24 protein-coding genes and 1 pseudogene are annotated in these 24,046 nt (G+C 64.8%); 9 read left to right on the top strand and 16 right to left on the bottom strand.

Going from position 1 to position 24,046, the window contains the following annotated elements:
* Positions 1–100: 100 nt before the first annotated feature.
* The 7 genes from QW861_RS07030 to QW861_RS07000 all read right to left on the bottom strand — a co-directional run bounded on the left by QW861_RS07030 (position 101) and on the right by QW861_RS07000 (position 6,554).
* Entirely contained in the window at positions 101–706 is a 606-nt protein-coding gene (locus tag QW861_RS07030; protein ID WP_315752774.1) for a Spy/CpxP family protein refolding chaperone, read from the bottom strand.
* 149 nt (positions 707–855) lie between these two features.
* Positions 856–2,181, bottom strand: a complete 1,326-nt coding sequence (locus tag QW861_RS07025; RefSeq protein ID WP_316192862.1) for a TRAP transporter large permease subunit — start codon at positions 2,179–2,181, stop codon at positions 856–858.
* The gene (locus QW861_RS07020) at positions 2,178–2,744 is read right to left on the bottom strand and encodes a TRAP transporter small permease (protein ID WP_315713280.1); all 567 of its coding nucleotides are present in this window, start codon (positions 2,742–2,744) and stop codon (positions 2,178–2,180) included. The genes QW861_RS07025 and QW861_RS07020 overlap by 4 nt, the downstream gene beginning before the upstream one ends.
* Before the next feature lie 122 nt (positions 2,745–2,866).
* Positions 2,867–3,883: a TRAP transporter substrate-binding protein gene (locus tag QW861_RS07015; protein WP_315713282.1), complete on the bottom strand. Its 1,017-nt coding sequence runs from the start codon at positions 3,881–3,883 to the stop codon at positions 2,867–2,869.
* A gap of 299 nt (positions 3,884–4,182) precedes the next feature.
* Positions 4,183–5,760, bottom strand: coding sequence for a 2-isopropylmalate synthase (locus tag QW861_RS07010; protein ID WP_316192861.1), 1,578 nt, complete (start codon positions 5,758–5,760; stop codon positions 4,183–4,185).
* A 126-nt stretch (positions 5,761–5,886) separates the two neighbouring features.
* Positions 5,887–6,012: a hypothetical protein gene (locus QW861_RS07005; RefSeq protein WP_316192860.1), complete on the bottom strand. Its 126-nt coding sequence runs from the start codon at positions 6,010–6,012 to the stop codon at positions 5,887–5,889.
* Positions 6,013–6,308: 296 nt separating this feature from the next.
* The gene (locus QW861_RS07000; RefSeq protein ID WP_315778629.1) at positions 6,309–6,554 is read right to left on the bottom strand and encodes a hypothetical protein; all 246 of its coding nucleotides are present in this window, start codon (positions 6,552–6,554) and stop codon (positions 6,309–6,311) included.
* 332 nt (positions 6,555–6,886) lie between these two features.
* Here QW861_RS07000 and QW861_RS06995 point away from each other — a divergent pair, with 332 nt between their 5' ends.
* Complete coding sequence (locus QW861_RS06995; RefSeq protein WP_316192859.1) at positions 6,887–7,621, top strand: alpha/beta fold hydrolase; 735 nt, start codon at positions 6,887–6,889, stop codon at positions 7,619–7,621.
* Between the two features lie 9 nt (positions 7,622–7,630).
* Here the strand turns inward: QW861_RS06995 and QW861_RS06990 are convergent, their stop codons facing one another.
* Positions 7,631–8,131, bottom strand: a complete 501-nt coding sequence (locus QW861_RS06990; protein WP_409998671.1) for a hypothetical protein — start codon at positions 8,129–8,131, stop codon at positions 7,631–7,633.
* A 134-nt stretch (positions 8,132–8,265) separates the two neighbouring features.
* Here QW861_RS06990 and QW861_RS06985 point away from each other — a divergent pair, with 134 nt between their 5' ends.
* The 4 genes from QW861_RS06985 (at position 8,266) to QW861_RS06970 (ending at position 15,367) form a co-directional block, all read left to right on the top strand.
* A complete protein-coding gene (locus tag QW861_RS06985; RefSeq protein WP_316192858.1) occupies positions 8,266–9,825 on the top strand; it encodes a serine hydrolase in 1,560 nt (519 codons plus the stop codon).
* A 249-nt stretch (positions 9,826–10,074) separates the two neighbouring features.
* Positions 10,075–11,526 (top strand): HAMP domain-containing sensor histidine kinase, encoded by a 1,452-nt coding sequence (locus QW861_RS06980; protein WP_316192857.1) that lies wholly within the window; start codon positions 10,075–10,077, stop codon positions 11,524–11,526.
* 350 nt (positions 11,527–11,876) lie between these two features.
* Positions 11,877–14,174 carry a TonB-dependent siderophore receptor gene (locus QW861_RS06975; RefSeq protein WP_316192856.1) on the top strand — a complete coding sequence of 766 codons (2,298 nt, stop codon included), beginning with the start codon at positions 11,877–11,879 and terminating at the stop codon, positions 14,172–14,174.
* Positions 14,175–14,191: 17 nt separating this feature from the next.
* Positions 14,192–15,367, top strand: coding sequence for a PepSY-associated TM helix domain-containing protein (locus tag QW861_RS06970; RefSeq protein ID WP_316192855.1), 1,176 nt, complete (start codon positions 14,192–14,194; stop codon positions 15,365–15,367).
* A gap of 10 nt (positions 15,368–15,377) precedes the next feature.
* Here QW861_RS06970 and QW861_RS06965 read toward each other — a convergent pair whose 3' ends face one another.
* A complete protein-coding gene (locus QW861_RS06965; RefSeq protein ID WP_315713647.1) occupies positions 15,378–15,941 on the bottom strand; it encodes an HXXEE domain-containing protein in 564 nt (187 codons plus the stop codon).
* A 122-nt stretch (positions 15,942–16,063) separates the two neighbouring features.
* Positions 16,064–16,354, bottom strand: coding sequence for a hypothetical protein (locus tag QW861_RS06960; protein WP_315713297.1), 291 nt, complete (start codon positions 16,352–16,354; stop codon positions 16,064–16,066).
* Positions 16,355–16,535: 181 nt separating this feature from the next.
* Between QW861_RS06960 and QW861_RS06955 the strand changes: the two are divergent.
* Both QW861_RS06955 and QW861_RS06950 read left to right on the top strand, forming a co-directional pair.
* Positions 16,536–16,667: pseudogene (locus tag QW861_RS06955) on the top strand (TetR/AcrR family transcriptional regulator); the annotation flags it as partial.
* 193 nt (positions 16,668–16,860) lie between these two features.
* Complete coding sequence (locus QW861_RS06950) at positions 16,861–17,142, top strand: hypothetical protein (protein ID WP_316192952.1); 282 nt, start codon at positions 16,861–16,863, stop codon at positions 17,140–17,142.
* Positions 17,143–17,148: 6 nt separating this feature from the next.
* Here QW861_RS06950 and QW861_RS06945 read toward each other — a convergent pair whose 3' ends face one another.
* The gene (locus QW861_RS06945) at positions 17,149–17,385 is read right to left on the bottom strand and encodes a hypothetical protein (protein ID WP_315713301.1); all 237 of its coding nucleotides are present in this window, start codon (positions 17,383–17,385) and stop codon (positions 17,149–17,151) included.
* A gap of 123 nt (positions 17,386–17,508) precedes the next feature.
* On the opposite strand from QW861_RS06945, the gene QW861_RS06940 reads away from it, so the two are divergent.
* A complete protein-coding gene (locus tag QW861_RS06940) occupies positions 17,509–18,234 on the top strand; it encodes a Crp/Fnr family transcriptional regulator (RefSeq protein ID WP_315713303.1) in 726 nt (241 codons plus the stop codon).
* A 69-nt stretch (positions 18,235–18,303) separates the two neighbouring features.
* Here QW861_RS06940 and QW861_RS06935 read toward each other — a convergent pair whose 3' ends face one another.
* The 4 genes from QW861_RS06935 to QW861_RS06920 all read right to left on the bottom strand — a co-directional run bounded on the left by QW861_RS06935 (position 18,304) and on the right by QW861_RS06920 (position 23,235).
* Positions 18,304–18,657, bottom strand: coding sequence for a hypothetical protein (locus QW861_RS06935; protein WP_316192854.1), 354 nt, complete (start codon positions 18,655–18,657; stop codon positions 18,304–18,306).
* A 170-nt stretch (positions 18,658–18,827) separates the two neighbouring features.
* On the bottom strand, positions 18,828–19,460 hold the full coding sequence (locus QW861_RS06930; RefSeq protein ID WP_315825222.1) for a CAP domain-containing protein: 633 nt from the start codon (positions 19,458–19,460) through the stop codon (positions 18,828–18,830).
* Between the two features lie 150 nt (positions 19,461–19,610).
* Complete coding sequence (locus QW861_RS06925; protein ID WP_316169779.1) at positions 19,611–20,612, bottom strand: transporter; 1,002 nt, start codon at positions 20,610–20,612, stop codon at positions 19,611–19,613.
* 415 nt (positions 20,613–21,027) lie between these two features.
* On the bottom strand, positions 21,028–23,235 hold the full coding sequence (locus tag QW861_RS06920; RefSeq protein ID WP_316169780.1) for an arylsulfatase: 2,208 nt from the start codon (positions 23,233–23,235) through the stop codon (positions 21,028–21,030).
* Between QW861_RS06920 and QW861_RS06915 the strand changes: the two genes are divergently transcribed.
* A complete protein-coding gene (locus QW861_RS06915) occupies positions 23,228–23,485 on the top strand; it encodes a hypothetical protein (RefSeq protein WP_315752759.1) in 258 nt (85 codons plus the stop codon). The genes QW861_RS06920 and QW861_RS06915 overlap by 8 nt on opposite strands.
* A 134-nt stretch (positions 23,486–23,619) precedes the next feature.
* Here the strand turns inward: QW861_RS06915 and QW861_RS06910 are convergent, their stop codons facing one another.
* Complete coding sequence (locus tag QW861_RS06910; RefSeq protein ID WP_315713314.1) at positions 23,620–23,862, bottom strand: hypothetical protein; 243 nt, start codon at positions 23,860–23,862, stop codon at positions 23,620–23,622.
* Positions 23,863–24,046 lie beyond the last annotated feature (184 nt).

Raw genomic sequence — 24,046 nt, 5'->3', positions numbered from 1 at the left:
CCAGCGATCCCTGAGCATTTTTCGGCACTTTCGATGCAGAAAAACCGCCGGCGGGCGGCGGTTTTCCCCAAATGAAATCAGAAGGATCGTCAAACGGCTGTCAAAGCCGCCCGGACTCGCGTTCCTCCTCGGACCAGCCCATGTGGCCCATCGGTCCCGGGCCGAAGCGATGCTCGCCGAAGCGCGGACCGTCCTCCATGCCGCCCTCGCCGCGCTCCATCCAGCGGTGATGGCGCAGACCGTCCGGTCCCATCATGCGCCCCATCGGCCGGGTCAGCATCGACAGCCGGCGCTTCTGGCCATCGTCGAGCGTCTTGTAGAGCGGGTCGGCGGCGTCGGCGACCTTCTTCATCGCATCCGCCGTGACCGCCATGGTGTCGGCACGCTCGCGCAGCCGCGCCACCGGATCGACATCCTTGTCCTGCGCCTCGTCGGCTGCCTTCATCCGCGCGTTGGCACGATCGAACCGCAGCTTGACGAGATCGCGCACCGCGCTCTCGACCGGCGGCCACAATTTCTCCTGGTCCGCCGTCAGCTTCAGGCCGGCATGGACGGAAGCGATGCGCGCATCGAGCATGGCGGCGCGATCTTCCGGATTCATGCGCGCATGATGCATGTGATCATGAAACCAGCCGCGCTGGGCGTAGACCGCGGTCGAGCCGGCGATGGCGAGCACGGCGACTGCGGCAATGGTGAACCTTCTCATGCCAACCTCCTTGGAAACTCGGATCAGCATGAGCCTGCCGTTCCGCGCCTTCAACTTACAGTTTGGACAGAGTGTACGACCTTACGAAGATGTAATTGCTTCAAATACCTTTCTGTTTTTGCAAATCAGTTTCAGTTTGTTGCCGCGCCTCAAAGCATCCCCAGCATGCGCGGCAACCACAGCGAGATTTCCGGCACGTAGGTGACGAGCGCGAGGAAGCCGAGCATCGTCAGCAGCCAGGGCATGACGGCGATGGTCAGTTCGGTGATGCCCATCTTGGCGATGCCGGACGCCACGTAGAGGTTGAGGCCGACAGGCGGGTGGCACATGCCGACCTCCATGTTGACCACCATCAGGATGCCCAGATGCACCGGATGGATGCCGAGCTTGACCGCCACCGGGAACAGGATCGGCGCCATGATCAAGACGATCGAGGTCGCCTCCATCACGTTGCCGGCGAGCAGCAGCAGGATGTTGACGACCAAGAGGAACACGATCCAGTTGACGCCAGCCGCCGCCATCCAGTTGGCGATCTGCTGCGGGATGTTCTCATTGGCCATCAGGAACGAGAACAGCACCGCGTTGGTGATGATGTAGAGGATCATCGCGCTCATGTTGGCCGAGCCGAGCAGCACCTTCGGCACGTCCTTCAGCGACATGTCGCGATAGACGAACACCGCGATGACGAAGGCATAGACGGCGCTGACGGCCGCGGCCTCGGTCGGCGTGAACTTGCCGGTGTAGATGCCGCCGAGCACGATCACGATCAGCAGCAGGCCCCAGATGCATTTGCGGAACGCGATGAAGCGCTCCGCCCAGCTCGCCCGCGGCATCCGTGGATAGTCGTTCTTCCAGGCCCGGTAGAACGTCGTGAAGCCGAGCAGGCTCGCCAGCATCAGCCCGGGGATAACCCCGGCGATGAACAGCTGACCGACGGAGGCCGAGGAGACGCGATGACCGGCCGGATCGAGCGCGATGCTGCCGCCGGTCGCGACCGCATAGACCACCATCACGATCGAGGGCGGGATCAGGATGCCGAGCGCGCCTGACGTCGTGATGACGCCGGCGCCAAAGCGCTTGGGAAAGCCCTGTTTCACCATTGCAGGCAGCATGATCGAGCCGATCGCGATCACCGTGGCCGGCGACGAGCCGGAGACGGCCGCGAACAGCGCGCAGGCCATGACGCCGGCGAGGCCCAGGCCGCCATACCAGTGTCCGACCATCGAGGTCGCGAAGTTGATCATCCTTCGGGCGACGCCGCCATGGGTCAGGAAGTTGCCGGCCAGGATGAAGAACGGGATCGCCATGATCTCGAAATTGTCGATGCCCGTGAACAATTTCAGCGCGACCGATTCGGTCGGCACGTTCGTCATGAAGAACACGAACGACAGCACGGTGAGGCCGAGCGCGATCGAGATCGGCATGCCCGTCAGCATCAGGAAGATGAGCAGGCTGAAGATGAGGAGGCTGCTCATCGCGCGGCCTCCACGCCCGTCGTCTCGATGCCCTCGACGGCCGCATGATCATGGTGCGGCAGCTCGTCGTGGCGGAGATAGTGCCAGGCGACCTGCAGGAAGCGGAAGCACATCAGATAGGAGCCGAGCGGGATGCAGAGATAGACCAGCCAGCTCGGCAGCTCCATGTCGGGCGTCACCTGGTCGGTCTGCGACAGGCCGTAGACGAACTTGGCGCCCATCGTGCCGATGATGGAGGTGAACAGCGCTCCGCACAGCAGGCCGAACAGGATGGTCACCTTGCGCAGCGATGGCCGCATCATGTTGACGACGACGTCGACGCCGACATGGATGCCCGTGCGCACGCCGTAGGCGGCGCCGAACTTGGCCATCCACACGAACATGTAGATGCAGAGCTCCTGTGCCCAGGACAGGTCGATCGGAAACAGGATGGGATAGAGGAAGGGCACGCCGACCAGATAGCGGTGCAGCACGGCCACGAAGATGATCGAGGTCGCCGCCGCGATCAGGAATGCGATCAGGATCTCCTCGAGCCGATCGAGGATGCGCAACAGAAAGCCCAAGTCCCCTCCCCCACAATCAAAACGTCCGCGGCGCTTGGCTGCGCCGTCTGCCTTCTTGCGCGCCGAGTGCTTCGCCCCCTCGGTGCGCGGGCCATTGTCCGCGCACCGCTCGTCTCACGCCATCAGTTGGTCGAGCCGCGCGTCTCCTTCAGGAACTCGTCGATCAGCGGCTGGCCGACGCGCCCCGCGACGTCCTTGTACACCGGCATCATCGCCTTGCGCATCGCCTCGTCCTGGGCCGGCGTCAGCTTGACCAGCTCGGTCTTGCCGGACTTGCGGATCTCCTCGAGCGCGTCGTCGTTCTCCTTCGCCGACTGGTTGTTGCCGTAGGCGGTCGCTTCCTTCATCGCCTTCTCGCAGGCGGCGCGGATATCCGGCGGCAGGCCGTCCCAGAACTTCTTGTTCACGACCACGACGTAGCCGATGTAGCCGTGATTGGTCAGCGTGATGTACTTCTGCACCTCGTGCATCTTCTGGGTATAGATGTTCGAGGGCGTGTTCTCCTGGCCGTCGACGACGCCGGTCTGCAGCGCCTGGTAGACTTCGGAGAAGGCCATCACCTGCGGGATGGCGCCGAGGGTGCGGAATTGCGCGTCCAGCACCTTCGAGGACTGGATGCGGAACTTCAGACCCTTGTAGTCGGCGGGATCGACGAGCTTCTTGTTGGCGCTCATCTGCTTGAAGCCGTTGTCCCAGTAGGCGAGCCCGATCATTCCCTTGGGCTCGAGCAGCTTCAGCAGCCTGGTGCCGAGCGGGCCGTCGGTCACCTTCCGCAGGGTGGCGAGGTCGGGCAGGATGTAGGGCAGATCGAACACCTCGAATTCCTTGATGCCGATCGGGCCGAACTTGGAGTTCGAAGGCGCCAGCATCTGCACCGCGCCGAGCTGCAGCGCCTCGAGCTCTTCCTTGTCCTTGTAGAGCTGCGAGTTCGGATAGACTTCGACCTTGACCTTGCCGTCGGTGTATTTCTCGGCCAGCTCCTTGAACTTGTCGGCGGCGAGGCCCTTCGGGGTGTTCGAGGCCACCACGTGGCTGAACTTGATCACGATCGGATTGTCGGCGGCGAGGGCCGGGCCGGCCAGAGCGAGCACCGCGAGCGAGGCGGCGGTGGCGATCACGTGGCGAAACTTGAAGTGCAAGGTGTCCTCCCGACGTTTCGGGGGACATTGCAATGACGCCCCCGCTTTGTATGCCAAGGACATTGTTAGCGGGTCGCCGGCCGGAATGCCATTGACCGTTAGCCGCAGAGGCGGGGATTCCCATGCCGCAGCGCAAAAATGGTGATGACTGTCATTCCGGGGCAGCCGCGCAAGCGGCTGAGCCCGGAATCCGAAGGTTATTGGCGCGGGCGCAAGCCAAGCTCGGGATTCCGGGTTCGACGCTGCGCGTCGCCCCGGAATGACGAAGCAAGGTTCGGCCCCAACCGACGATCGTGAACTCAGCTCGCTGCCGCGGCCGAGGCGCCCGCGCCCTGCGCCACGTCGCGCTGGCGCTTCATGACCAGCTTGTTGAGCGCCCCCAGATAGGCCTTCGCAGATGCCACCAGCGTATCCGGATCCGCCGCGCGCGCGGTCATCGAGCGGCCGTCCTGCGACAGCCGCACCGAGACCTCAGCCTGCGCATCGGTGCCCTCGGTCACGGCATGGACCTGGTACAATTCCAGCTTGGCCTCGTGCGGCACCAGCGACTTGATGCAGTTGAAGACGGCATCGACCGGCCCGTTGCCCTCGCTCTCCTCGATCTTGGTCACGCCGTCGACGTCGAGCTTCATGGTGGCGCGCTGCGGGCCGCGGGTGCCGGCAATCACCGACAGCGACAGCAGCTTGATGCGGTCATGGGCGCTCACCATGCCCTCGTCGATCAGCGCCTCGATGTCCTCGTCATAGATGTGCTTCTTGCGGTCGGCCAAAGCCTTGAAGCGGACGAAGGCGTCCTCGACCTGGTTGCCCGCCAGCTTGTGGCCCATCTCCTCCAGCTTGTGGATGAAGGCATGGCGGCCGGAATGCTTGCCCATCACCAGCGAGGTCTGCTTCACGCCGACCGTCTCCGGCAGCATGATCTCGTAGGTCTGCGCGTTCTTCAGCATGCCGTCCTGATGGATGCCGCTCTCATGCGCGAACGCATTGCGGCCGACGATGGCCTTGTTGTACTGCACCGGGAACGAGGTCGCGGCCGAGACCACCTTGGAGGCGTGGGTGAGCTGCGTGGTGTCGATCTTGTTCCAGTACGGCAGCTTGTCGTTGCGCACGCGCATCGCCATCACGACCTCTTCCAGGGCCGCATTGCCGGCGCGCTCGCCGATGCCGTTGATGGTGCATTCGATCTGGCGGGCGCCGGCGCGCACGCCGGCCATCGAGTTGGCGACCGCCATGCCCAGGTCGTTGTGGCAGTGGACCGAGAACACCGCCTTGTCGGAGTTCGGCACGCTCTCGCGCACACGCTTGAACAGGTCATAGTACTCTTCCGGCACCGCGTAGCCGACGGTGTCCGGAATGTTGATGGTGGTGGCGCCGGCCTTGATCGCGGCTTCGACGCAGCGGCACAGGAAGTCGAACTCGGTGCGGGTGCCGTCCTCCGACGACCATTCGACGTCGTCGGTATGGTTGCGCGCCCGCGTCACCGAGGAGACGACCAGCTCATAGACCTGCTGCGGGTCCATCTGCAGCTTGTACTTCATGTGCACCGGCGAGGTGGACAGGAAGGTGTGGATGCGGCCGCGCCTGGCGGGACGGATCGCCTCGGCGCAGCGGTCGATGTCCTTGGCGCCGGCGCGCGACAGGCCGCAGATCACCGCGTTCTTCGAGCGCTTGGCGATCTCGTTGACGGCCTCGAAGTCGCCGTCGGAGGCGATCGGAAAGCCGGCCTCGATGATGTCGACGCCCATGTCGTCCAGCATCGCCGCGATGTTGAGCTTCTCCTCGAACGTCATGGTGGCGCCGGGGCACTGCTCGCCATCGCGCAGGGTGGTGTCGAAAATGACGACGCGGTCCTTGTCGGACTGAACGGGATTGGACATTGGCTATTCCTCGGATTCAGAAGGTGGTGCGCTTGGCTGTCAGGGTCTCTGAACATTGGGCGCTGAAGGGTGTTCGGTGTCGAAGCAGCCCCCTGAGTGCCCAGGCGCATCCCGCCCAGCCGGCCCTCAGGGGCAGCTAAGAAGCAGAAGCTCGAGCGCGCCGGTCAGGCCGCGAGCCGGCAGCGAGGCGAGCGCGATCGACCGGGCGTCTGCCCCGGCGATGGCCTCGATCTCTGCGCTGCGAATCAGCATTGCCAAACCCTTTGCGAAGACACGAAAATGGTGCGGCAAAACCGTTGACGGTTTGTTGCCGAAGTGCCCTCGACAGCGCTTTTACTGGGAATGGGAGGGTCTCGCAACGCCGAATAATGGTCAGGAGGGGTGACGTATTGAGGCGGGCCCGCGCCGCTCTCCCTATAAATAGTGTCATCCCGGGCAAGGCCGCCAACGCGCCAGCGTTGGTGGACGCCGACCCGGGATCCATACGCCGCGGCGGATTTGGCCGGGCGAGTTGGAGCGGCCATCGTGCCTCGCAGATCTCCCTGGGGTTATGGATCCCGGATCGGCGCACGCGTGACCGCGCGCTTGTCCGGGATGACGGTGAGGGTGTGGTTGTCGGCATCTGCACCAGCACGCATTTCACGCTCCCGCGACACATCCGTGCCCGAGTTGTTCACCGGCATCGAACCCTCTTCCATCAGAGGGTGCAGGGAAGACCGGGCGTCTGCCGACACCCGCGGCCCCCGTGCGATAGAAAATGCACGGGGCAGGAACCACAGGATCGGCCAGGACATCCCGGCCTTCCCTGCGCAACGGCTTTACGGCTTACTTCGCGCTCTCCCTGGGGACCGGGCTTTCTTGCCCCCATCGTCCGCGCCGCGGCTTCACGCAACGGCACGAACTTGACCTCAGCATCGGGAGGCCAGGACCACACGACTTCGCCGTCCGCAAAACGCCGGTCGTCCACCGGCGCCTCACGGCCATCGCTCCCCGCACTCCACGTATCGTGACGACGCGTACGCCCCTCTTCGATGAGGCGGGATGACGTAGAGAAGCACGTTTTCTGAAAAAAGGAAAGAGGGAATTTCGTCGAATACGAAGATCGAGCGTGTGGTAACATGACCTTATGACAAACCGCATCTTCGTCCACGGCGTGCCGGACACGCCTGCAATCTGGGGCCCGCTGATCGCCGCCATCGGCGAGACCGTTGCCATCCCCTCCCTACCCGGCTTCCGTGACGAGGCTCCTGCCGGCTTCGCCTGCACCAAGGATGCCTACGCCGACTGGCTGGTCGCGCTGATGGAAGCACAGCATGCGGCGGTCGGGCCGCTCGACCTGGTCGGGCATGATTGGGGCGCGCTGCTGGTGCTGCGGGCCGCATCGCTGCGGCCGGAGTTGGTGCGGTCCTGGGCGGTGGCCGGCGGTGCGCTCGATCCGGACTATCGGGGACATCGCATCGCGCGGATCTGGAATACGCCCGTGCTCGGCGAGATCTTCATGGCGGTGTCGTCGCAAGCTGCCATGGCACGGATGTTCCGGCAGAGCGGATTGCCATCGGAGCTGGCGGCGCGCGAAGCCACGGCATGGCAGGCTCCGATGCGCCGGGCGATCCTCGCGCTGTATCGCTCCGCCGACGGGCTGTGCTTCAAGGGCGACTGGATCGCGCGGCTCGAACAGCTGCCGCGGCGTGGACTGGTGATCTCGGGCACACAGGATCCGTTCGTGCCGCTCGACACGCTCAGCCGGTTCGCGCAAGCGCACGGCGCGCGGCTTCATGTCGAGCCGGACGCCGGCCACTGGAGCATCGTCGAGCGGCCGCAGAGCATCGCGGCCGTGCTGCGGGCGTATTGGGCGGAATGAGCACCAGTCCTATTGCGACAGGGCTGAGACCAGCGCATCGCCGATTACATTGGCAATCTCCTGCTCGTGGCCGGGGTATGCGCGAAACACGTATTGTTGCCCGAGGAGTTGAGTTTGCTTCTCGACGTTCCAAATCCGAAGCGAAACTTTGTGACGGCCATCGCTGAGGAGCGCGGCATTGCCGACCAGCACGAGATCAAAGTGCAGATCTCGCGATTTCTCGAATTGCGGCAGCAGAATATCCGGATGACCTGGGCTTGCCATCGGGACAGGCTCTTCGACGACCCGGAGCGACGGCATTGCGTGGAATCGCGCGCGTAACGCGCTCGTCAGAAGGGCGGCATCATCTCCCGCCTCGGGCGTCATCGCATGCAGCTCGGGCACCGCGATCACGCGTTCGCCTTCGGCCGAAGCAGGTCGCGCCAGGACCGTGAGCAGAGCCGCGACGGCAAATGCAACACCAAGAAAAACGTCATGAAAACGTCGAAGTATGCCGGCCTGCATGGTCACTTCAATCCTCATCTCAATCTACGCCCGAGCAATGGGCCGGCTCTTCGACGTGCGCGCCGGTTATCACACAATCTTTGATGGATTGCGGTCCTCTGATACCATAACCTGAAAGTCGCTCATCGGAGACATTCGACATGGCGCGTCTCAAGACCGGACTTTGGTTGTTCTCGGCGCTGCTGGTGGCCCGGCTCTTCTCCAGCGCAGCCTTCGCCGAGGACTTGAGCCTCGCCCGCTTTCCTCAATCCGACTGGGCGACCGCCACGCCTGAGGACGAAGGGATGGATTCGGCGGCCCTCGCAAAACTCGTCGCTTCCGGTAAGGCGATGAGGTTCGACAGCCTGCTAATCACGCGCCATGGCCGCATCGTGCTCGATGCCAGCTACGCGCCGTACAACGCCGACGAGCCGCACATCATCAATTCCTCGACCAAAGCCGTGGTCTCGACGCTGATTGCGATGCTGCTCAAGGACGGCGTGCTCGACAGTCTCGATCATCCGGTGCTCGACTTCTTCAAGGATCGCAAGATCGACAATGTCGACGCGCGCAAGCAGGCGCTCACGGTGCAGCACCTGCTCAACATGACCTCCGGGTTCGACTGGGACGAGGGTTATAGCGGCGGCGCCGAGACATCCCTCTACGAGATGGGCCGGAGCCCGGATTGGGTGCAGTACATCCTTGACCGGCCGATGGCGCAAGCGCCCGGCGAGATGTTCTACTACAACAGCGGCAACTCCCATCTGCTCTCCGCGATCGTCACGAAGCTCACCGGCAAGAGCGCGGAGGACTTCGCCAAGGAGAGGCTGTTTGGGCCGCTCGGGATCACCGAGCACGCCTGGTTCAAGGATGCCCAGGGAATTTCCGCCGGCGGTTTCGGGCTGGCGCTGAAGCCGCGCGACATGGCGAAGATCGGCTACCTCTATCTGCGGCGCGGCCGCTGGGGCGAGCAGCAATTGCTGCCGCCGGACTGGATCGAAGCCGTCAACCACGCCACCGTCAGCATGAATGCGAAGTTCGATCCGGGGCTCTCCTACGCCGATCAGTTCTGGGCCCTGCCGGACAAACACGTGTTCATGGCGGTCGGCTACCACTGCCAGGTCATCATGGTACTGCCCGACCGCGACATCGTGGCGGTGATGACCGCGCGCGAGTTCTGTCCATTCCGCAAGCTCGCCAACACCATTTCGGCGACTGTGACATCTGACAGCGCCCTGCCTGCGGCGCCGGAAGCGGCAGCCGCGCTCGCCGCTGATGTCCGCGAGGTCGCGACGGAAACCCGAGGCCCGGTCGGAGCCGTGCCGGAGATGGCGGCTTCCATCTCGGGCAAGACCTACAGCTTCCCGCCCGGCCCGCTCGGCATCAACACGATCAAGCTGGACCTCACGGGACCGGAACCGCAGGTCACCTGGGACATCCCCTCGCGGGACCGCGCCGGAGGCACGGTGCATCTGCAGAGCCCGATCGGCCTCGATGGCCTCTATCGCAAGACCGCGCCGCCCCATCCCTGGCAGCCCTTCACCTACCGGGCCATGAAGGGCAGCTGGATCGACGCCACGACCTTCGTGATCGACGCCCAGTTCATTGGCCAGGGCGAGGAGCGCAATTGGCGGCTCAGCTTCGACGGCGACAAGGTGATGTTCCGAACGAAGGGCCGCTACGGCAAGGACGTCGTTGTCGAGGGTCATGCGGCGCCATGAGTCCTCGGCGGCTCTGCGCAGCCTGACGAAAGTCGAGCGCAAATGCTGCAGCACTGATCGGCTCCGTTCGGCTGGGCGGAGACATGCCGCACGGCGAGAATTGGAACAGTTCTCATAGCGCTCTGCGTGCCGCGGGCGGCGGATGCGATCTCCCGTCGTTTTCTCAAACAGATCATCTCGTGTATGTCTGCCCTCCCGCCGAGGCTCTCACTCCGCGGCGGGGGATCGTTTTTCGATTGCGGTGGCATAATGTTGGGATTGCTGGAGCGGCTGGGGCTGCGTTTCGAGGATGCCGTCGAGGAGCGGCGTTTCGTCGACCATTATGTCCGCGGCAGCACCGGCTGGACGCAGATCGCGATGCTGCTCGGCGCCCTCACCTTTGCCGGCTACACGCTGTGGGACTGGGTGCTCTATCCCGAGATCGTGCCGACCACGCTCGCGATCCGCGGCGGCACCGCCGCGCTGGTGCTGCTGCCGCTGACGGCTTTGCTGTCGACGCCGGCGCGCCGATGGGCCGAGCCGATTCACCTGGTCTATTGCGTGATCCCCGGTTGCGTGCTGCCGACGATCTACTGGGTGCTGCCGTCGGGCTTCACTTACTCCGCGGCCGGCATGATCATCGTCATCCTGTTCGTATCCACCATGCTGCCGTTGCGCACCGGCTCCTACGCGATCTTCTGCGCAACGAGCTGGAGCGCGCTGGCGGTGGCCGAGAGTCTCGCGACCGAGCCACTGCCGCCCGGCCTGCGCTTCATCGATCATTCGCTGGTCGGCAATGCCTGCCTGCTCTCGCTCTATGCCGTCGGCGCGCGCGAGTACCAGGCGCGCAAGCAGTTCCGCACCGCCGAGGCGCTGCAGCGGGAGAAGGAGCGCTCCGAGGCCTCGCTGCGCGATCTGCATGCCACGCAGGCCCATCTGGTGCAGGCGGAGAAGCTGGCCTCGCTCGGCCAGCTCGTCGCCGGCGTCGGCCACGAGGTCTCAACCCCGCTCGGGCTGGCGCTGACCACGTCGACGGCGATGGAAGACGACGTCGAGGCGATCGCGCGCATGCTTGGCGGCGGCCCGGTGCGGCGCTCGGATCTGGCGAGGGGCGTCGCTCGGCTGCAGCAGGGCCTGCACTTGACGACGCAGAGCCTGCACCGCGCCTCCGAGATGGTACACAGCTTCAAGCAGGTCGCCGTCGACCAGGCCAACGAGGCGCTGCAGACCTTCGAGCTGCAGAGCTGGATGACCGATCACATCGCCAAGCTCCGCCCGCTGCTGGTGCGCCAGGGCCTGACGGTCGTGCTCTCCTGCCCGGAGGGCATCGTGCTCACGAGCTATCCCGGCGCGCTCGGACAGGTCATCAGCATCCTCGCCTTCAATGCGGCGACGCATGCCTATCCCGGCGACATCAGCGGCGTCTTCACCGTGGAGGTCGCACAGCCCGGCGATGATTCGGTGCGCATCGTCTGCGCCGATCAGGGCGTCGGCATGCGCGACCAGGTTCGCGGGCGGGTGTTCGACCCGTTCTTCACCACGCGCCGCGAGAAGGGCAATGCCGGCCTCGGCCTGCACATCGCCTTCAACCTCGTGGCATCCACACTCGGCGGCCGCATCGAGCTCGACAGCCAGCCGCAGCAGGGCACGCGCATCACGCTGGACATTCCGCTGATCGGACCAGGCAAGCCGGCCGAGCTGGAACTCACCGCCGCACAATAGGCTCGGGGGCGCGCCCGCATCAACGACCGGTCCCAAGCGTTGAGAGTCCTCGGCACGCAGTCCCGGAAAACGAGACCAGCAGCGCTCCGTCCGCAGCTTGGGTGGGGCGCTTATCGCGCATCATATCGTGCACGATCATGAATCACTCCGCGTCGATCGTGATCATCAAATGCGCAATGCCGCAAAGACGCCGCGACCTGCGCATCTCCGAACCAATTAGAACAATTCAACACCGCATGGCTTAGAGCAATTCAATCCGGCGCGTTGTGTCTTTCGCTGCACTGCGTTGCTAGACGTCGCATCGAGCTGACCGTTCCCTCGAACGGTGCGACGTGGAAGTGCAGTAGACGATGACGAAGTGTGAAGGCCGGCGCGATGCGCGCGCTCGTACCGGCATGCGTGGCGCGATTGCGCTCGTGAGTGCTCTGACCGCAGACCTCCTCTGGTCCCCCTCTCCCGTGTTTGCGCAGGCGACGCTGCCGCCGGTGACGGTCGACGTGCCGGCGCCGAAGCGCAAGCCTGCGAGCGCCGCCAGCGCGCCGCAGCGCCAGGCGCGTGCGCTGCCATCACGACGCGCGATGCCGCCGCCGATGCCGACACGCGCGGAACGCGCCGCGGCCGAGGCCGTAGTCCTCGACGCCGCCAAGCTCAACTACCGCGCCATGCCGAGCGCGACCACGCTGCGCAGCGGCGCCTCGCCGCTCGACACCGCGCAATCCGTCAATGTCGTGCCCGAACAGGTGATCAGAGACCAGTTGCCGCGCAACATCGACGACGCGCTCGCCAATATCAGCGGCGTCACCCAGGCCAACACGCTCGCCGGCACGCAGGACGCGGTGATGCGGCGCGGCTTCGGCGACAACCGCGACGGCTCGATCATGCGCAACGGCCTGCCGCTGGTGCAGAGCCGCAGCCTCAATGCGGCCGTGGAGAGCGTCGAGGTGCTGAAGGGCCCGGCCTCGCTGCTCTACGGCATCATGGATCCCGGCGGCATCGTCAACACCATCAGCAAGCGCCCCGAGCTTTATCAGCACGGCTCGGTCACCCTGCTCGGCTCGGCCTATGCCAACAACCGGACCGGCGTCGACGGCACGATCGACGTCACCGGCCCGATCGGCGACGGCGGCCTCGCCTATCGCTTCATCGGCTACGGCGTCAGCGAGGATTACTGGCGCAATTTCGGCCGCCACCGCGAGATGCTGGTGGCGCCGTCGCTCGCCTGGTACGGCGACACGACCACGGTCCAGCTCAACTACGAGCATCGCGAGTTCATCACCCCGTTCGATCGCGGCACCGCCTTCATAAATGGCGCGCCGCTCGCGATCCCCGCGACGCGGCGGCTCGACGAGCCCTTCAACAACACATGGGGGCAGTCCGACCTGGTCCAGGCCTCGGTCGAGCAGAAGCTCAACGACGATTGGAAGCTCACCGCGGCCTACAGCTACAACACCGAGAGCTCCAGCGCCAACCAGCTGCGCATCACCGCGATCGATGCGAAGGGCAAGGAGACCCGCAGCAACGACGGCACCTGGGGCTCGCTGAGCCGGGTCAGCTACGGCACGTCCTACATCCAGGGCGCCTTCTGGCTCGGCGGCCTGCGCAACGAGGTGCTGTTCGGCGGCGACGCGCAATATCGCACGATCTATCGCCAGGACCTGATCCGCGACAAGGTCACGAGCGTGTTCAATGTCTACACCCCGGTCTACGGGCTGATCCAACCCGGCACGCTGGTCTCGGCCAGCGACAGCGACCAGACCGACAAGCTCGGCCAGTATTCGCTGTTCGTGCAGGACACGCTGCATCTCACCGAAAAGCTCTCCTTCGTCGGCGGCGTGCGCTACATGGACTACGAGCAGATCGCCGGCCGCGGCCGGCCGTTCAAGGCCAATACCAACGTCGCCGCCGACACCGTGCTGCCGCTCGGCGGCGCCATCCTCAAGCTCAACGAGCAGGTGTCGCTCTACGCCAGCTACACCAAGAGCCTGAAGCCGAACTCGACCATCGCCCCGCTCACGGGCGGCGTGGTGCTCGGCTCCAACATCGCGCCCGAGCAAGGCACGGCGTGGGAGACCGGTTTCAAGTTCGATCTCGACAAGAGGCTGTCCGGCACCGTCGCGGTCTACGACATCGACAAGCAGAACGTGCTGGTGTCGCAGACCAATGCCAGCAACGTCGTCGAATACACCACCGCCGGCAAGGTGCGCTCGCGCGGCGCCGAGGTCGACGTCACCGGCAAGATCGCCGAGCACTGGACCATGATCGGAAGCTACGGCTACACCGATGCCAGGGTCACGGACGACCCGGTCTATCGCGGCAACCGCCTGCAGAACGTCGCGCTCAACACCGCCTCGCTCTACCTCGTCTACGATTTCGGCACGGCGCTGCCCGGCCAGCTCAGGCTCGGCGGCGGCGCGCGCTATGTCGGCGACCGGGCCGGCGATGCCGCCAACAGCTTCGTGCTGCCGCCCTACGTCGTCGCCGACGTGTTCGCGAGCTACGAGACCAAGCACCATAACCTGCCGGTGATCTACCAGCTCAACGTCAAGAACCTGTTCGACAACGTCTACTACCCCTCGGCCAACAGCGTGCTGACCGTCGCGGTCGGCGATGCGAGGCGGGTGTCGCTGTCGGCGACGGTGAAGTTCTGAGCCAAGGAGAAGCGTGCGTGACGTCCTTCCGCATCAAACCGGCGCTGCTGCAGATCCACTCTGTCCTGGGTCTTGCGGCCGCGCTGATCCTCTCCCTCTTGGGCATCACCGGCGCGATCATGGGTTTCGAGGACGAGATCCAGGCCGGTCTCAACGCCAAAATGTCCCACGTCGCGCCGCGTACGGAAGCGCCGCTTTCGCCCGCCGAGCTGGTGGCGCGGCTGCAGGCTGATCCGGCACTCGGCAAGGTCTCGGCGATCACGCTGTCGCGCGATCCCCTGGCGGCCGTGCGCGTCCGCTTCGCGCGCAATGAGGATGGCGGCCGGCCCCTCTCGCTGCTGGTCGATCCCTATGACGGCCGCGTGCTCGGTGAGCCCCGCGGCGAGGCGTTCTTCGCCACCGTGCGGAGGCTGCATCGCTGGCTGCTGCTGCCGGGCGACGGCAACGGCGCCGGCCGCCAGATCACCGGCGCCGCGGTGCTCGGACTCGTCGTGCTGCTGATCACGGGCCTCGTGCTGCGCTGGCCGCGCCGGGCGAGCAGCGCAGCACTCTGGCTGAAGCCGCAGCTCGGACTGAGCGGACGCGGCCTGCACCGCTCGCTGCACAGCGTGATCGGCACATGGGTGCTGCCGGTGTATCTGGTGATCGCGCTGACCGGGCTGTCCTATTCCTATGCCTGGTACAAGGACGGCCTGACCTGGCTGCTCGCGCCGGCGACATCAGGAGCGCCGATGCCGGGCAAGACTCCGCGCGAGGGTCGCTCCGGGTCTGCGGAAGCAAAGCCTGTCGCGCTCGATCTGGTCTGGTCCACGTTGCGTGAGCAGATCGGGGATCGCTTCGCGGTGATGCAGCTCACCTTGCCGGCGGGCGCCGGCGCGGCGGTGCGCGTGCGCGCCTGGCCGAGCGAGGCGCATGACGGCCGGCGCGACGAATTCCGTATCGACGGCGCGACGGGCCGGCTGCTCGCGGCCGAGCGCTACGCCGACAAGACCGCCGGCGAGCGCGTGCTCGCCCGCATCCTGGATATCCACCGCGGCAGCATTCTCGGCTGGCCCGGCCAGCTCGCCTTCATGCTCGCCGCCGCGCTGATGCCGCTGTTCGCCGTCACGGGCACGCTGCTCTATCTGTCGCGGCGGCGCTTGCGGCGTCAGACGCAGTCGGCACGCGCTGTCCAGCTCGTTCCCGGCGAATGAGGCCGCGCGCTCAGGCTGCGGCGCGGACATGCGACGCGCGCCGGATGGCGTTGGCCGCGATGATGACGTGCAGCAGCAGCGACAGGCCGAAGCCGAGGGCGTGCTGGGCAGCCGTCGCCGGGATGGTGAGGACCGTCACGAGGCCGAGCGGAATGAACAGCACGATGCCGGTGACGAGGCCGGGATTGTAGCCACGGAAGCGCAGCGCCGGGCCGATATGGCCGAGCGAGTTGACGAGCATCAGATAGGGCGCGACCAGCGCCCAGGCCGGGCCGGCGATCCAGGCGACATAGAGCGCAATCAGGTCGATGCCCCAGACCGCGCCGCAATTGACCCAGAGCACGTCGATCGTGGTCAGCGCCTCGCGGCCGCCGAACATCACGTTGTTGACGAAGCTGCGGAAGCGGTCGCCGGTGTGCTCCTCGACCTGGTGGATCATGTAGCCCGGCGAATGCAGGAAGATCAGCAGCAGCGCGAGCGGCCAGTCGGCCGCCAGCAGCGGTACCAGCGCCAGCAGCGCTGCGGCCATGAACACGGCACCGGCCACCCAGTGACGGGAGAGAAGGTCCAGCATCAGCGAGTGATGCGCGAGTCGGCTGAACTTGCCAAGCCGGGTTGCTCCGGACACCGCCGCGCCGGGAGGCTGCGGCGTGATGTCCTGTCGCAGCCTCCAAACCTTTCGGGGCGCGGCGCGACCTACTTGAGCAGCACCAGGCATTCGCCGGCCGGCGTGGCGTTGGCGCGGGCGGTGTCGCGATCGAACTTGCCGGCCATCACCAGCGGCCTGACACGCTCCACGATCACATCCTTGACGACGCTGTCCGGGCCGATGGCAGGAGCTGCGACGTCGTAGATCTGCTTCGCCACGGGCGACAGCTTGGCGGCACAGCTGTCGGCGGCGGCGCGGTTGCCGGCCAGCGCGGCCTGCGACAGAAGACATTGGGAGACGGCGACGAATGTGACAAACGGGAATGCGACGCGCAGCATGGCAATCAGTCCTTCGTTCAAATGAGGTTCAGCCCGGCGCAAGCAGGCTCGGTCCGGAGCACATCCACTCATTGTCCGGCCGCCCGCATGCGGGCTCTGATCTAACCCGAGCCGGCAGCAACGCCTACTCGATTTCGCCCGTCCGCCAGCCGAGGTCCAGACCGTGCAGCAAGCTCCTGAAATGCTTCGAAAAACCCCGGTGCAGAAGCGCACGCGGCAGACCCTCGACGTGATCTTCGAGGCAACCGCTCAACTTCTGCAGAGCGGCGGCGGCAAGGGCCTGAGCACGAACGCCATCGCCGAGCGCGCGGGCTTCTCGATCGGCACGCTCTATAGCTATTTCAGGGACAAGACCTCACTGTTGCGTGCGCTGGTGCTGCGCGAGTTCGCTCGACAGGAGGCCGAGTTCGGGGAGGCGCTGGAGGCGCATCGCGGGCTTGGACGCGAGGCGATCGTGCGCGCGGCGGTGCGCCAGGGCTTCGCCCCCTTTCGCCGGCCGTCACCGTGTGCGGCGCTATCTTATCGGTCTGTTGGGCAACGACGCGGAGCTGCAGAAGGCGCTGCACGAGATGGTGGACCGCATGACCGAACGGCTGATCGCGACGGTGGGATTGCGGATCGAGGCGATGCCGGCCGCGCGCCGCTTCATCCTGGTCCGCGCTGCGCTGGGCCCGATCCGGGCTGCCGTCATGCGCGAACATCGCCTCGTCGGCACACGCGAGCTCGAGGACGAACTGGTGCGGCTGATGCTGTTCCTGCTGGAGCCGGATCCCGCCAAATCGTCATGAGGGCCGTCACGGGGGGCCGTCGGGCTTGGCGGCCTCCAGCCGCTCAGCGAGCTTCTTCAAGGCCTCCTCCGACGCCGGCCGGCTCTGGAACTCGCGGATGGCGCGCGACAGCTCCTGATCCGACATCGGATGAGCCGGCTGCTTGATGCGGCCGTCGGCAAGGGCGGCTGCGATGGTCTCGATATGCGGCCCCGCGCCACCGAACAATCGGCGGAGCCGGTTGAGGAACGCGATGTGGGGCACAGCTGTTCTCCCGATGCGGCGACCGGCAACCTTCGACCGCATCTGCTGACGGCGACCTTAGTCGGTAACGCCGGCTCCGTCGTCTCATTTGATACGCAACACCGCCCGGACGGTAGGATTTTCATGGATGCGGACCGGATCGTCACCAACAAGCTCAGGGAGCATTCGAAACTGTCCGGCGAGGACATCGCCGAGATCCGGAATTTCAGCTCCGCTTTGCGCGAGCTCACCGATCAGGAGGACCTCATCCGCCAGGGCGACGAGCCGGACCGTTCCGTCGTCGTGATCTCCGGATGGGTGGCGCGCTATCACCTGCTGTCCGGCGGGCAGCGGCAGTACCTCTCCTTTCACATGCCCGGTGACTGGCCCGACGCCCAGTCGATCTTCCTCGACTGCATGGATCACGCCGTCTGCGCGATCGGGCCGGCGGTGGTGGCGAGCGTTGCGCACAAGGAGCTGACCCGCGCGATCAGCCGGCGGCCGACGCTCGGCTTTGCGATCTGGCGCGAGACGCTGATCGATGCGTCGATCTTCCGCGAGGCCATCACCAACAACAGCGCGCGGAGCAAGCCGGCGCGCATGGCGCACATGTTCTGCGAGCTGTTCTATCGCGCCCGCGCGCTCGGCCACGTCCGGCACGATCAGTTGCAGTTGCCGGTCAGCCTGGTGCAGCTCGGCGAGGCACTGGGCATCGCGATCGCGACGGTCAACCGCACGCTGGTCGAGCTGCGCGCCAGCCGCGCTGTCGATTTCCGCAGCGGGCTGCTGACGGTGCACGACTGGACGCGGCTATGCGCGATCGGCGAGTTCGATCCCAGCTATCTGCACCTGAAGAAGCAGCCGCGCTGAGGCACAGGTCTCAGCGCGGCCACTCACGTGGGCTCGCGACTCCCACCTTTAACGGTTGCGCGCGTCAGCTCAGGCGACCTTGGTGATGAGCTTGACCACGTAGGCGTAGGGCCCGTTCGGGCTCTTCTCGGCGATCCAGGCGCAGTGCCAGTCGGAGCCGTAGCGCAAGCCCGTGTCCCATCCCGAGCCGCCGCCGTGCTCGTTGTCCCACGACCAGGCCTTGCGGTCCTTCTGAGGATCGGAGGGGAAGCTGCTGCCGCTGTAGACGGAGATCTGCCCCTGCTGCGCGCGGAACGGCGAGTTCGTGCTCCACGTGAGCCACAGATTGCCCTGCTCCTCGTAGGACGTGAGCGACCATTGGTAGGACGCTGAGACGGTCTGCGGATTGGTGCTGGTGGCCGAGGTCTGCTCAATGACTGCCATGATGGTCTCCTTACAAAATGAGATGAAAAATCTTCACAATAGTGGCTGCCCAAAAGACAACCATTGATTGTATATCTGATAAAGCTCACCCCGACAACGTGCGCTGTTCGCACAACGCCGTGATCGCGCGGCAGGCGTGGCGTCCAGCCGAGGCCCACCGATCCCTGCACTCAGATGCAGAGACCGATCACCTTGATGCTGAGGTGGCAGTCCTTGGAGGCGGACGCCGGCGGCTTGGCGCCCCAGCGCGTCGCCGGCTTGGCGTCGCCTTTCGCGGATCGGGTCGCGGCCTGCGCGACGACGGCCTTGGCCTTGCTCTTCGGAGCGCCCTTCGGCCTGTCGGTCTCGTAGTCGCCCGCGATCACCATCGCCCAATAGGTGCGCTTGCCGCTGGCGTTCTTTGCGCTGGCGATGCCGACCTTGGTCGCCTTGGGAAGCAGCAGGTTCTTGCGGTGCCCCGCCGAGTTGATCCACTGCCCCAGCGTCTTGTCGAAATTGTCGTAGCCATAGGCGATGTTCTCGGCCGCGCGGCCGGCCTTCGACGGAGCCACACGGCGGGTGAAGGGACCGAGCACCTCGTGGCTGAGATCGTCCTTGTCGGCCATCGCGCGCGCTTGCTCCATCGCGATGCGGTCGAGCGTCGCGTCGCGCGTCACGCGGCCTTCGCCATGCGCGAGCCGAAACGCCGAGATCTGATCGGCCGGCGCGGAGTCGCCGGCAAATGCCGCATGGGCCGACAGCGCCAGCAGCGCTGCAACCAAAACCGCGCGAAAGCCGCGCAACGTGAAACGAAGCTCCCGCATGCTAGGACACGTGCTCATCAATCCGGAGTAGGTAACGGTCGCTCGATCCCGCTTTGATCCGAAGCGACGGACGTGCTGGACCGCCGCGGAACCACCCGATATGACAATGCCGGAATTCAGTCCAATGCGGGCGGTCGATACTTCTCTATTCTATTTCGACACTTTGTGCCAAGTCGGCGCAATCGTGCCGGCGGGCGCGGCCTCCGAGATCGAGAACGTCAGCCACGTGTTCCAGCCCGACGGCCGGTTGGCGGCGTCGAACTCGCCATATCCCTTCAGCCCCAGGAACGCCTGATTGCTGCCGATCTGGAAAATATATCCGATCTGCGGGCCAACGCCGAGGACGCGCGAGCGGAAGCCGCCGAGAGCGGCGGGCTGACCGAAGTCGTCGGTAATCTGCTGATAGGCGTAGCCAACGAAACCGACGAAGACCTGCTTCGACAGGAACTGCGACACGCCCCAGTCGAGATGGAAATCGATGCCGCTCTGGTACCGGGTATCGGGATTCTTGAAATTGTAGGTCAAGCCCCCGACGGCCGAAAATTCCGTGCCGGTCACCGGGTTCAAATAAGTGTAGCCGCCGCCAAAGTCGATGGCGCCGTGACCGATGCCGATGTTGGCCAGCCGGTTCCGACTGTAGTCGCCGACGGGAATATCGCCGGCGCCGTAGACCATGGTGTTGTGGACGCCGTTATTCCACTTCAGCTTCACGGTCGGATAGAGATCTCCGTAAGAGACGAGTGCGTCTTCGAGGAATCCGGTGCGCGTGCTGACGATCGGACCGGCAACCGTCGTCAACGTACCAGCGATGCTCGCGGAATTTCTGCCGTAGACGCTGGCCAGCGTCGCCGACAACTGGCCGCCGAGTACCGGCGTCGCAAACGTGTAGGTCGGCGCGATGAACATCAGATCGGCCTGGCCGCGCAAAGCCAGATTGAGATCGATGTTGACGGTTGGAGAAAATCGTCCGACCTGGAACTCGCGCGACGCCGCGGCCGCGCCTGAGGCACCCACGCTCGTATGGTAGTAGATGGCAGCCACCGACCAGCCCGGCGTGGCAGGCGTTGCGGCGAGGCTGCCGTACAATCCCGGCAGCCAGAACGAGATGCCGCTCTCATCGGCATGGGCGACCAGAGGCGAAAAAGAAGCCACCGCGGCGGACGCGAAAACGCCGCTCAGCCACAATCGCAGGAAGCCGGACCTGCGTCCCGATCTATCGCGCTGCAATCGTAGTCCCCCCACGCTCCCATTTCAGGCGGCATGCCTGAGTTGTCGTCGACGACTACGGCTTGTAGTCGCTCATCCCCCGTCCGGTCTTGTCGTAGACGTTGAAAAACTCGTCCGACATGATCGTAGCGATGCCACTTCTGGGTACCCTCGGTCAGATCTTTCTCAAGCGTCTTGATCCGGAACTTCCACCCGAGAACCTCGGCTCCACGGTGCTTGCATTCTGCCCGACGGCCCCCCCTCAGCTTGAGGCCAGAAGGATCGTCGCCAGATTGGCTACTTGCACTGCACGCTCCTTCTCAAGGGACCGACCACTGACCTGGCGAGCACGAAGAGCGCATCAATCGGACAGTCCTTTCTTCAAAGCCGCTGCCTTGCGGGCCTGGACGGCTTCTTCATTGTCGGCCTTCTTCATACCCACTAGATCGATCGTCACCTTGCCGATCTTCCCTGTGAACTTGAACGGCACCTTGTAGGCCTCGGTAACAGGTGTGCCTTCATCGGCACCGACGTCTGCGCCTTCGTCCGCGGAGTAGAAGCAGCATTGGGTTCGTTCGATCCGGCCGGTCGCGACGGTCTTTCCGTTCACGAGGATCGTACCCACGCCACCCTTGCCCAGGCCGCCACCGTCATAAGCGAACTCAAAGCGCAGTGCGGCTTTGCCTGCCGGAAGAGCCTGCTTGGCGGTTACGGTGTATCGCTGCAGACCGAGAAAATTATACGTGTAGGTCGGCTTTCCGTCCTTCAGGTAGAAGGTCCAGCCACCGAACCGTCCGGCCTGAGCGATGATGACGCCATTGCCTCCGCCCTTCGGGATGTCCAGATCGGCGGTAATGGCGTGCGATTGGTTCTTCAGGTTGATGAAGACATTCTCCGTCATCCCGATCATGCCTTCGTAGACCGTCAGGCTGGTGCGGCCGGCCATCAGGTCGGGACGTCCGACCAGCGCCGCGTTGGTGCGCTCCAGGGTGCGGTCGTCGAGCGGCAGCACGTTGTATTTCACTGCTTCCTTCAGGAACAGCTCCTGCATCTCCTTCAGCTTGTCCGGATTTTTGGCAGCCAGATCGTTGCTCAGGCTGAAGTCCGATCGCGCATCGTAAAGCTCCCAGATATCCTGCTGGAGCGGCCGCCGCGGCTTGGTTTCCCAGGCCGCCCGGTGCACAGTGCCGGCAAGCCAGCCGTCGCTGTAGATCGCGCGGTTGCCGAAGATTTCGAAATACTGCGTCACATGCCTGCTCGGCGCCTTGGCGTCGGCAAAGCTGTAGGCCATGCTTACGCCTTCAATGGGAGTCTGGACCGTTCCATTTACGCTCTTGGGCTCAGGCAGCTTCGCTGCTTCGAGAATGGTCGGCACGATGTCGATGACGTGATGCCACTGCGGACGAAGCTCACCTTTCGCCGCGATCCCCTTCGGCCAATGGACGACCATGCCGTTGCGGGTGCCGCCATAGCTCGAGGCCACTTGCTTGGTCCAGGTAAACGGAGTGTCGCCAGCGACCGCCCAGCCGGCCGCGTAATGGCCGTAGGTGTTGGGACCGCCGAGTTCGTCATAGTGCTTCAAGACGTCCTGGACGGTTTCCTGCACTCCATTGAAATAGGTCATCTCGTTGTACAGGCCGTTCGCGCCGCCTTCGGCGCTCGCGCCGTTGTCGCCGACGATGTAGAAGATCAACGTATTGTCGAGTTGGCCCGTTGCCTTGATGGCGTCGATCAGGCGGCCGATCTCGGTGTCGGTGTATTCGCCAAATCCGGCGAATACTTCCATCTGGCGCACGAACAGCTTCTTCTCGTCAGCGCTCAGCTTGTCCCAGTCCTGGATGGCGTCCGGCTTCGGGGCGAGCTTGGTATCGGGTGGCACCACGCCGAGCTTGATCTGCCGCGCCAACGTCTCCTCACGCAGCTTGTCCCAGCCCTGATCGAACTTGCCCTTGTACTTGGCGATCCATTCTTTGGGCACCTGATGCGGGGCATGGGTGGCGCCGGGTGCAAAATACATGAAGAACGGCTTGTCCGGCGTCAGCGATTTCTCCGACCGCATCCAGTCGATCGCCTTGTCGGTCATGTCGGTCATGAAATGATAGTTCGGGTCCGTCGACGGCTCGACCTGCGTCATGCCATCGTAGATCAGCGGCGCCCATTGATTGGTTTCGCCGCCCATGAAGCCATAGAACTTGTCGAAGCCCTGGCGCGTCGGCCAGCGGTCGGTCGGGCCGGAGGGACTGACCTCCCATGCCGCGGTCTCGTGATTTTTGCCGAAATGCGCCGTGCTGTAGCCGTTCAACCGCAGCATCTCCGCGACGGACGCGACATTGTTGGGACGCTGACCGGTCTGTCCCGGGAAGGACGTCGCGGTTTCCGCGATCGAACCAAAATTGTTCATGTGATGGTTGCGGCCGCTGAGCAGCGCCGCGCGGGTCGGCGAACAAAGCGCCGTGGTGTGAAACTCGTTGTAGCGGAGACCCTCGTTGGCGAGGCGGTCGACCGTCGGCATCCTGATCGGGCCGCCAAATGCGCTCGACTGGCCGAAGCCCATGTCGTCAATGAGCACGATCAGTACATTGGGTGCACCGGCCGGCGCCTTGACTTCAAACCGCGGCGGCGGCGGCGCATCGCGCGCATCGAATACGGTGCTGTGTGGAGGGTTCGGTTCAGGAATCGGCAGAACCGATCGCTCGGTCGGCAACACAGCACTCGGCGGCGCCGACTGTTGGGCCAATGCTGGAAGCACGAGTAGCGTCGTCAACGACAGCACCGACGCAGCCAACTTCATTCGCTTCATGATCACTGCCTTTGGATGAGACAATTGACAAATGACACAATTGACACGGCTTCTCGCTGCCGGAACGATCCTGCCCGCAAACCGCGATCATCGGCGCGGGCAATGACGTTCGGCCGGCCCAACCGGCTCGCGGAGAGCGATAATTCTATAATTCTAGCGTCTGCCGACGCGATTAACCGGCCCGCCTCGATTCATCGGCGTTCCCCGCACGCGCACGCCTGGGGCCACCACGGCGCGCGCCACCGGGCGGGGCCGCAGCACGACGCCGGGCCTGACGACGCAGCCGACGGGATACTCGACATACTGACAATACACCACGGCACTTGCCCTTTCGGTGCTCGCGGCTACGAACCCCGTCACCAGCAACAGCCCTGTCAGGGCAACTGATAATTTCATCTTGGCATCCTCCCATCGGAAAGCTCATTATCGGCCCCTCCGGGAGGCACACCTTGATGCAGGTCAAGCAACCTTGGCAGACATTCCTGCATGTGCGGAGATGACCGACGGAGCAGCTTGATCGCAAGCTCACCAATTTGGGGCGTGAGGTACAAGCGTTGACACGCAGGCCGCCAAAAGCCGG

It is taken from the genome of Bradyrhizobium sp. SZCCHNRI1029, from assembly GCF_032487555.1.
Lineage (GTDB): Bacteria > Pseudomonadota > Alphaproteobacteria > Rhizobiales > Xanthobacteraceae > Bradyrhizobium.
The sequence above is the reverse complement of the archived record's forward strand: the minus strand, read 5'-3'. Positions and strand labels throughout refer to the sequence as shown.